Source organism: Streptomyces sp. ActVer (assembly GCF_027270795.1).
Classification (GTDB): domain Bacteria; phylum Actinomycetota; class Actinomycetes; order Streptomycetales; family Streptomycetaceae; genus Streptomyces; species Streptomyces umbrinus_A.
The window spans coordinates 1-9,199 of the sequence record NZ_JAPWHT010000411.1; the positions used below are offsets into that span (position 1 = coordinate 1).

Genomic DNA, 9,199 nt, shown 5'->3' on the forward strand with positions numbered 1-9,199 from the left:
GGACCGGACGCGCCCCGGGACTCCGCTGGAGCTGCTCCGCGTCGACGACCGTACGGCGGGCCTCACGCAGGGCAAGGTCGAGGCGGCCCTGCTGCGCGGCGCGGTCACGACGGCCGGGCTCCGCACGGAGCCGCTGCTGTCGGAGGAGCGGGTGGTGGTCATGCCGGCGGGCAGCCCGCTGGCGGCTCTCCCCCGGATCACCCTGGCAGACCTCGCCGCCCATCCGATCGCTCTCAACACCGTCTCCGGCACCACGACGACGGACCTGTGGCCACCGACGGCCCGACCCGTCGCGACCATCGAGGTGACCAACACCGACGAATGGTTCATCGCCATCGCCGCGGGCCGCGCCGTAGGGGTCTCCACGCCGGCCACCCCGAGCAACTACACGCATCCCTCGCTGGTCTACCGCCCCCCTCGCGGACGCGCCGACCGTTCCCGTCGTCCTCGCCTGGCGCGAGGGTCCCGGGCACCCTGCCATCCCTGACCTGCTGGCACTCGCACGCCAGGTCATCGCGGACGGAAGCACTTGAAGCAAGGCGTCAGCAAGGCCGGCGGGTGTTGAGGCGGGCGGCCTGGCGGGTGAGGTGGTCGCGTTCGGCGAGGTTGGGTGCCTTGTGGGCCGCCTCGGCATACAGCCGCGCCGCTGTCGTGTCGTCAGGGCGCCGTCGCGTTCGTGGAGGTAGGCGGCCACCGCGGTGCTTCAGCAGCAGGTACTTGGCCATGATGTCTCTCCTCGGTGCCGTGCGAGCCATTGTGGTCGCGTTCACTGCAGGGACGGAGCAGGCCACGGGTTCTCGACATCGCCGTCCAAGTTTTTCTGGTGCGGCTTGCTCACGTCCACGGGGATCCGGCGATGGATGTCCTCGATCAGGGTCCGCATCGCCATGCGGAAGATCTCGGACTGGTGGTCACCGAGGAATGCGGTGTGTCCGAACACCTCCAGAACGACGAGGCCGTGCAGGTGCCCCCACGCGCTCAGCAGGAGAGCGGTCGAGGCCGGCGGCAGATTTCCGAAGCCGTAGTGGGGCAGTTGTTCCAGGTATGCCCGCAGTGAGGGCGAGAGTGCGGGGGTATCGGCCGCGGCGAGTTGCTCCGCGGTGAACTCGTCGAACATCTCGCGCTCGAAGATCGAACTCATCCGGCGCGTCGCCTGGGTGGTCGGGCCGTCGACCGGTGCCGCGTAGTCCCGCAGCGGTGTTCCGTAGAGGAGTTGGAAGCGCTCGGGGTGGGCGATGGCCCATTCGCGATAGCCCTCGGCCGCGACCACCAGGCGCGGCAGGTCCGGGTCGTCCGGCGTGGTGTCGACGGCGGCCTGCACGGCATCGGCCAGGTCGTCGTACGCCTTGGTGACGAGCGCCGTGACGAGGGCGTCCCGGCTCGGAAAGTAGTGGTAGAGCGCCTGCACGGTCATTCCGAGGCTGCGGGCGACCCCGCGCAGGGACAGGGCCGCGGGTCCTCGTTCGGCGATGTGGCGCTCTGCGGCGTCCAGGATCTCCTGCGTGGCGGCGGCCCGGCGTCGCTGACGCAGGGTGGGCTGGGCCATTGCGTGTTCCTCCGCGGGCATTCGGCGACCGTACGACGATCACCCCTGTGGGCCACCCTGAAGTTGCGGGGTGTGAAGAAAATCTAACACTGCCAAATCTTCTGCCGCGTCACTAACGTCTCTCACGGCGACGAAGAGTGCGACACCGCACCTGCTTCTGACGGGGTGAAGAGACTCCACAGAGCACCGCGCCGGCCCCCACGTTGGTCAACTCCGGCCGCTTCGCGTCGTTTTCACCGTATGGACATCAAAGGAGATCGGGCGTGTTTGAACGCATAGCCGAACTGGCGATTCGCCGGTCCCGGCTGGTACTCGTCGTCGCCGTCATGGCGGTGGCCCTCATGGGAGTCCTGGGCGCCGGCGCGTTCGGCAAGTTGCTGGGAGGTGGCTACGACGACCCGGCCTCCCAGTCCTCCCGGGCCGCGAAGGTCATCGACGGGAAGTTCGGCGGGGAGACGAACCTGGTCCTGCTGGTCCGCGCCTCCGAAGGCCGTATCGACACCCCGGCCGCCCAGCAGAGTGGCCGGGCCCTGGCAGCCGACCTCAAGAAGGAAAAGAACCTTGAGAACGTGGTCTCGTTCTGGGACACGGCCAGCCCCGATCTCCGTTCCAAGGACGGCCGCGAGGCCATGGTCCTCGCGCATGTGAAGGGTGAGGGCACCGAACGGGACGAGAACGCCAAGAGCGTCATCGACGCCTACACCGGACCGTACAAGGACGCGTTCACGGTCCAGGCAGGCGGCGGTGCCGCCGTGAACAGCGAGATGGGCACTCAGTCGGGCGAGGACCTCGTACTGGCCGAGGGCATCGCGGTACCGCTCACCCTCGTGCTGCTCCTGCTCGTCTTCGGCAGCATGGTCGCCGCCCTGCTGCCGCTGGCGATCGGAATCATCGCGATCATGGGCACGTTCGCGGAGCTGTTCGTCCTCGGCAGCGTCACCGACGTCTCCATCTTCGCGATCAACCTGACCACGGCTCTGGGCCTCGGCCTCGGCATCGACTACGCGCTGCTGATGGTCAGCCGGTTCCGGGAGCAGCTCGAAGCAGGGGCGAGCGTGGACGACGCCGTCCGGCGGACGGTGAGTACCGCGGGCCGTACGGTCGCGTTCTCCGCCGCGACGGTCGCGGCCGCGCTCGCGGCACTCATGGTGTTCCCGCAGTACTTCCTGCGCTCGTTCGGCTATGCCGGGGTCGGTGTCGTCGCCATCGCGGCCGTCAGCACCCTGTTCGTCATGCCGGCCCTGTTCGTCGTCCTTGGGCACCGGGTCAACAGCGGGCGGCTGCCGTGGGCGAAGACGAACCGTGGGCGCTCCGACTCCCGGGCACCCTTCTGGGGACGGCTGGCCGGCACTGTCATGCGGCGGCCCGCGCTCACCGCGCTGCCCGTGCTCGCGGTCCTGCTGGTGGCGGCGAGCCCGCTCCTCGGCATCACCTTCGGCACACCGGACGAACGCGTGCTGCCCGAGGACTCCGAGAGCCGTCAGGTGTCGTCAGTGCTGCAGGAGAAGTTCAACGGCAATGACAGCGCGGCCCTGCACGTCGTCATCGACAAAGCCGTGAGCAAGGTCCCGCTGGAGTCGTACGCGGTCGAACTGTCCGGGCTCAAGGGCGTCGTCCGCGTCGAGACCAGCGCGGGAACCTACGCCGACGGAGGGTCCACGACGACCGACCCCGGCAACGCCGCCCTCGGCCGCCCCGACGCGCAGCAGATCAGCGTGGTGAGCACCCTGTCACCGAAGTCCGACGCGGCGCAGAACCTGGTCGATGAGGTACGGGCGGTCGCCCCGCCCGCCGGGTCACAGTCCCTGGTGGGCGGAGTCGACGCCGTACTGGTCGACTCCAAGGACTCGGTTGGCAGCCGGCTCCCGCTCGCCGTGGCCCTGGTCGCCCTGACCACCTTCCTCCTCCTCTTCCTGTTCACCGGCAGCGTCGTACAGCCGCTGCGTGCGCTGGTCCTGAACATGATCAGCCTGGGAGCGACCCTCGGCGTCATGACCTGGATCTTCCAGGACGGCAACCTCTCCTCCCTGCTCGGCTTCACGGCACAGCCGATGGATGTGTCCATGACCGTGCTGATGTTCTGCATCGCCTTCGGCCTCTCGATGGACTACGAGGTGTTCGTCACCAGCCGGATCAAGGAACTCCACGACCTGGGCGAGGACAACGAGTCCGCCGTGACCAACGGCCTCGGGCACACGGGACGCATCGTCACCGCGGCGGCCTGTCTGCTCGCGGTGAGCTTCTTCGCCTTCGGAACGGCCAAGCTCAGCTTCATGCAGCTGTTCGGCCTGGGCAGCGGACTGGCCATCCTCATCGACGCGGTCGCCGTACGCGGCGTCCTCGTCCCCGCCGCGATGCGCCTGCTCGGCCGCTCGGCCTGGTACGCGCCCGGCTTCCTGCGAAAGTTCCACGGGCGGTTCGGCCTCAGCGAAGGCGGCCCCACCCCCACGGCCGTACCGGAATCAGCGGCAGAGCCGCCGTACGTGAAGAACTCGACGGGAGTCTGACCGACCGAATCCAAACGCCGCTGTGTGCCCGCCTCTGCCACACGAGAGGCGGGCACTGCCACGCATGGGCACGCGACGACGGACGCGGCCGGCCTGCCAGAGCGCGTCTGCTCCAAGACATACGCGACGAACTACGGTCAGCCGAAGGCCAGTTGACACCTGGCCGCCCGGCCTGGGCCTCGTTCATCGCACGCCGGACGGCAACTCGGTGGCCAGACAGGCAGACCACCCGTGAGCCGCTCAACACCTCACTCAGCAGTTACGAGCAGACGGCGTCCCCTGAGCAGCCGAGGACCATTCGTCTTCCAACACGCTGAAGATCAAGGAGTCTCGCCAGCCATCGCGGATCAACTGAGTGTGCCGAAGGCTCCCTTCGTGCGTCATGCCAAGCTTGGCCAGTACCTGGGAGGAGCCGACGTTCCTCGGATCACACGTGGCGTGAATTCGGTGGAGCCCCAACTCGCCGAATCCATACGCCAGAAGCTGCCGCCCGATCTGCGTCCCGATGCCCTGCCCCCAGACCTGCGGATGCACGATGTACGTGATCTCGCCTTGGCGCTGGACACGACTGCGAACGAACAGTTCGCCCATACCCACAACGTTGCCCGCCAGGCGGGCGACAAAAGGGAACCGGCACTGGGGCGTGTCCGACCAGGCTCGGACCGCACCCGCCACGAACTCCTGCGTCTGAGCCTCCGTGTTCGGTCCCCACGCCTGGTACCAGCATGCCTCCGAGCGACATGCCCACGAGTGAATCGCCGACCAGTCCTCTGAAGCGATCTTGTCCAAGGTCACCCAGCGCCGACTCATAGGACGATCATGTTCAGTGGCCGAGATTTGAAACAGGAGCCTCCAAACGGACCGAACGGCTTCCGGTGCGGACCGACGACGACGTCGGACGCGTCACCGCGGCCTCCAAGGCACCGCGTTCACTGTGCGCCTCCCCCACGCTCTACAGCCGACGGCAGTGCCTCGAACCGCGGGCCCGGTCGGCTGATGGCCAGGGCGAGCTGTCACAGACACGCATGACGTCTGTCATGAACAGTGATGACAGGCCGCCCCGCTCTCACTGTCCATCCGGGCCTAGCTTGGACCGAGGCCCGCTCCCGAGGGCCTCTCCTGACGCCAACGGTTGGAAATGGACCACGCAGAACAAGTCCCAACCGTTCTGGAGCAAGCAGCGGCAGCAGTTCAGGCGGGGGTGACGCACGTGCACGGGCCCGCCCACCGTCGCGAGTACCGCTTTGCGGGGAGCAAGGGCTGGATCCGGACCGCCATGGCCGCGCCCCTCGCGGGCGCCGCCGGGCCGCAGCCGCCAGACGCCATGGCCGGACGTGCAGGCGATCGAGACCGAGTTGAACCCCCCAGAGGGGCTCGGACGTGGCACCGCGGCACCTCACCGTCATCTACGACGCGGCGGGCGGCCGGTTCACCCTGCCTCACCTCAACGACCGCAGCCGACCGGACTTCACACGCGACGTGGAGGCCTTGCGCGAGGTGTGGATACTCAGGCGCGGCGACGGCTGGACACCCGTACCCGCGGCTGCGGTCAGGATCGCCGAGGCGCGCAGGCCTTCGCCATCACGCGCTCAACCCATAACCATCGCGGCACTCGTCGCGCTGTTGGCCTTCTGGGTGGGCTTTGTCGTCGAGGCCATCGTGTTGATGACGGGGGTGTACGCCTGCGACGCCGACCACGGCTGGATCGAAACGGCCCTTCACCCCGTTGCTTGGCTGGTGGGCCTCCCGGTCGTGGCCTTCGTGATCACGCTGGCGACCGTGGTGGCGCGCCGTCGTGCATGACACCATCTGGTCGAGTAGATCGGCCCGAGCCAGTCACCGAGCACACGCCCGGACGCAGGGGTCGGTCCGGGGCGGCCACGCCTCCCTGGCGCGGGCGAAGTTCCCCAGCGGAGACGTGTCCGTACGGCTGACACCGGCAGACGGAACAAGGTGAGACGCGGTGGGCGTTCAGGTGCGGATCAGTTCCAGTGCCTGATTCAGGTTGTACTCGGCGATGCCCGCCATGAACGCCCGGTCGGGGAAGTCCCCGTCGAGCAGCCGCAGTGGCCCCGCCGTCAGCGACAGACGCTGCGCCAGCATGTAGAGCGCGAGCCGGTCCTCGTCCAGTCCGTCCACTTCCAGTGGCCGGTAGGCGTCGTGCAGGCGGATCCGTAGAAAGACGTGCTCCCACTCGACGTCGAAGTACATCAAGCCCTCGATGTCGATCGCCACGGGGTTCCCGACCGCGTCCACCAGCACGTGGTCGGGCCCCAGTTCGCCGTGCACGACGGCGTACTCCGTGCGCGGCCGCACCTCCGCCGCCAGACCCCGCAGCCGTTCCTCCAGCCGGTCGCGCGCCCCCGCGATCCGCGGATCACGCGACGCCGCCTCGGCCAGGTCCCGCAGCGCGCGGTCCAGCACGACCGACTCGCACGACGTCCCGAGCGACGTGCCTCCCCCGTCGACCACGGCCACCTTGCCGTACGTGGACGCCCGATGTCGTCGCATCGCCTCAAGGGACTCCCCGAGCCGGGCCATGACCGGGGCGGCCGCGCTCGGGTCGCGCGCGAGCAGATCCTCCAAGCTCTCGCCCGGGATGTCCTCGACGGTCGCGAGGTCCGCCGGGCAATAGGCGCCGTCGCGGTCGACCAGACGGATCGCGGGGACGCGGACGCCGAGCGAGTCGAGCCGCGTGTGCGCGGCCTGGAACAGGTCGAGCCCGAGGCCGGGTGCGAACGGGTCGGTGAGGTCGTCGTCGCCCTCGACCGTCGGCCAGTAGTTCTCGGCGTCGTCCCACAGGTAGGCGACCGCAGTCGTCGCGTCATCCATCACCAGGCGGTACACGCCCTTCTTGCTACCGCCCGCGATCCGCTCAGCGGCCTCCAGCCGCCGCCCACCGCCCAGCGCGGCCCGCGCCGCACCGGCCAACTGCGCACGCGTCTCTGCCCTGGGTGCCACGCCCAACCGCCTCTCCCTCACGACAACCCACGCACCGTACGGGACCATCAACCGAGGGGCGATTGCTTTGTTCCGCTCCTCAAGAGACGCGTCGGCCCCCGGAACACGTGTTCCGGGGGCCGACGATGTCCGACCGCTGGGTCAGGCAGGGGTGATGTTCTCCGCCTGCGGGCCCTTCTGGCCCTGCGTGACGTCGAAGGTCACGACCTGGCCTTCCTGGAGCTCACGGAAGCCGGTGGAGTTGATGTTGGAGTAGTGCGCGAAGACGTCCGGTCCCCCGCCGTCCTGAGCAATGAAGCCGAAGCCCTTTTCGGCGTTGAACCACTTGACGGTTCCCTTGGCCATGCTGATGCCTTCCAGTCAATATCGGACCCGCACCGCGCGGCCCCGGAGGTGATCGCCCTGGTCCAGCACTGCACAGCAAGACGCCCGCGCCGGAGCGCGGGCAGGTACTGCGAACCACGACATCTGAGAGTGACGCTACACGGCAAAACCGGCTCCCACCAGAGAACAACGGCCATGATCCGAACCGCGTCGCACGGACAGGCCGTCAGCGGTCCGCGCGCGCGGCGTCGGCAGTCGTTCTCCTGGCGCCCAGGACCGTGCCGATCGGCGTCGGAGGCGCAGATCGTGCGCCCTCCCGCGGCCTTCCGCAGGCGGGCCGGCATCGCTGAACCGGACAGACACGGCCGGGCCGCTCAGAGCCGGCCGTGCTCCCGGAGGATGTGCAGGGCGCCGAGGGTGACGATGCCTCGCCACGCGGTGCTCTGTGCCGGCATCCAGTGGAGGAAGTGGAAGTCCCAGCCGCCGTCGTCCAGTTGCTCGCTCTCCAGCCGCGCGAGGTCGGCATCGATCTGGGCGGGTGTGAAGAGTGCCCGGCTCGGGGTTTCCGGCCGTGGTGAGAGTTCGAGCGGCTTGATGTGTTCGCCCTCGATGCCTCCCGCGACGAGGACGGTGCCGTCGGGGCGAATCGCCGGCCGCAGCCGGTCGATCGCGGCGGCCGCGCGGTCCGGGTCGGGCACCGCGTCGAGGAATTGGAGGGCGAACTCCACGGTGTAGCCGCCGGCTTCATTCTGCGATTCGAGCTCCCGCCAGCTCCAGTCCGTCGCGGCGTCGAGCCACGGGTGCTCGACCCCCAACTGGTGCAGCCGGCCGGCGATGGCGAAGGTCAGGAAGCTCGACTCGTCGTTCGGCTCCATCCAGGGGGTACGCGGATGGCCGAGTGCGGAGGGCAGTACTTGTGCAACACCACCGTCGGGTCGGGCGACCGAGGCGACCCAGTCGGCGGTCGCAGTGACCATCGGGTCTTTCGTGGCACCGATCTCCGCCAGGACCCCGAGTGCGGTGAGGGCCGCGGAGGGCTGGCTGCCGGGACAGCGCACATCGGGTTCGAGCGCGTGGCCGAAGCCGCCGTCGAGATTCCAGTAGGGCCGCAGCGCGTCGAGCACCGGCTCGACCGGCGCGTCGTCGAGAAACACTTCGAGCCGGCGCCGTTCGAGCACGCGGGCCGTGCCTTCCATGAACTGTCGCGCCGCGTCGATACGGAATTCGCTGCTGGTCCCAGTCGTCGTTCGAGTAGTCATGCCATCGACGCTAGGCGGCGGTCAGCCGGACGTCTTCCAGGAATCGGACAGGCGTGACTCCCGTCAGCCGGTGGAGCTCATCCGTCATGTGGGCCTGACTGGCATAACCGGCCGCAATCGCCTGATCGGCCAGCGACATCGTGGAGGCCTTGTCGGCCCCGATGAGCCGGCGGAGCCGGGCGACGCGGGCGAGCGTCTTCGGGGCGTACCCGATCGCGGCGGTCACCCGCCGGTGGAGCTGCCTCTCACTGACTCCGAGTTCGGCGGCGAGATCGGCCACCCGGATGTCGCGATCCGCCAGGCGGCGGGCCGCCGCGGTGGCGAGCGGATCAGGTGTGGCCCGGCGGTGGAGAACGGCTCCGGCAAGCAGACGGAGGCTTTCGGCCGTGTCACCAGCTGTGGCCACCTGCTCGCTCAGGGCCCCGGCCTCCGGCCACACCTCGGTGAGAGGGACCTGGAGGTCGCGGACGGCGGGGGCCGGGCTGGCGTTCAGGACCGTGTCCGGGTCCTCCGCCGCCTGCCCCCTGTTGTCGGGGCGCCCGTCGTCCTGGGCGCTGCCGGCCAGCAGCCGCGGGATCGCGATCAGGGGGGCGCCGGCAGGT

The 9,199-nt window shown here is 69.1% G+C and carries 8 protein-coding genes and 2 pseudogenes; 3 read left to right on the top strand and 7 right to left on the bottom strand.

What is annotated here, in order from left to right; all coding sequences use genetic code 11:
* Positions 1-533, top strand: a pseudogene (locus O3Q52_RS41900) (LysR substrate-binding domain-containing protein); the annotation flags it as partial.
* A 9-nt stretch (positions 534-542) separates the two neighbouring features.
* On the opposite strand, the pseudogene O3Q52_RS41905 reads toward O3Q52_RS41900, so the two are convergent.
* Together O3Q52_RS41905 and O3Q52_RS41910 are read right to left on the bottom strand one after the other, a co-directional pair.
* Positions 543-700, bottom strand: a pseudogene (locus tag O3Q52_RS41905) (RNA polymerase subunit sigma-24); the annotation flags it as partial.
* A gap of 66 nt (positions 701-766) precedes the next feature.
* On the bottom strand, positions 767-1,567 hold the full coding sequence (locus O3Q52_RS41910; protein ID WP_269653798.1) for a TetR/AcrR family transcriptional regulator: 801 nt from the start codon (positions 1,565-1,567) through the stop codon (positions 767-769).
* Between the two features lie 242 nt (positions 1,568-1,809).
* Here O3Q52_RS41910 and O3Q52_RS41915 point away from each other — a divergent pair, with 242 nt between their 5' ends.
* Positions 1,810-4,053 (top strand): MMPL family transporter, encoded by a 2,244-nt coding sequence (locus O3Q52_RS41915; RefSeq protein ID WP_269653799.1) that lies wholly within the window; start codon positions 1,810-1,812, stop codon positions 4,051-4,053.
* A 252-nt stretch (positions 4,054-4,305) separates the two neighbouring features.
* Here O3Q52_RS41915 and O3Q52_RS41920 read toward each other — a convergent pair whose 3' ends face one another.
* On the bottom strand, positions 4,306-4,863 hold the full coding sequence (locus O3Q52_RS41920; RefSeq protein ID WP_269653800.1) for a GNAT family N-acetyltransferase: 558 nt from the start codon (positions 4,861-4,863) through the stop codon (positions 4,306-4,308).
* A 570-nt stretch (positions 4,864-5,433) separates the two neighbouring features.
* Here O3Q52_RS41920 and O3Q52_RS41925 point away from each other — a divergent pair.
* A complete protein-coding gene (locus O3Q52_RS41925) occupies positions 5,434-5,856 on the top strand; it encodes a hypothetical protein (protein ID WP_269653801.1) in 423 nt (140 codons plus the stop codon).
* A 168-nt stretch (positions 5,857-6,024) separates the two neighbouring features.
* On the opposite strand, the gene O3Q52_RS41930 is transcribed toward O3Q52_RS41925, so the two are convergent.
* The 4 genes from O3Q52_RS41930 to O3Q52_RS41945 all read right to left on the bottom strand — a co-directional run.
* Positions 6,025-7,014, bottom strand: coding sequence for a phosphotransferase family protein (locus tag O3Q52_RS41930; RefSeq protein ID WP_269653802.1), 990 nt, complete (start codon positions 7,012-7,014; stop codon positions 6,025-6,027).
* A gap of 141 nt (positions 7,015-7,155) precedes the next feature.
* Positions 7,156-7,359 carry a cold-shock protein gene (locus O3Q52_RS41935; protein WP_055617413.1) on the bottom strand — a complete coding sequence of 68 codons (204 nt, stop codon included), beginning with the start codon at positions 7,357-7,359 and terminating at the stop codon, positions 7,156-7,158.
* A 353-nt stretch (positions 7,360-7,712) separates the two neighbouring features.
* On the bottom strand, positions 7,713-8,597 hold the full coding sequence (locus O3Q52_RS41940) for a hypothetical protein (RefSeq protein WP_269653803.1): 885 nt from the start codon (positions 8,595-8,597) through the stop codon (positions 7,713-7,715).
* Positions 8,598-8,607: 10 nt separating this feature from the next.
* Positions 8,608-9,199: helix-turn-helix domain-containing protein (locus O3Q52_RS41945; RefSeq protein ID WP_269653804.1), on the bottom strand; the 592-nt coding region annotated here is incomplete at its 5' end.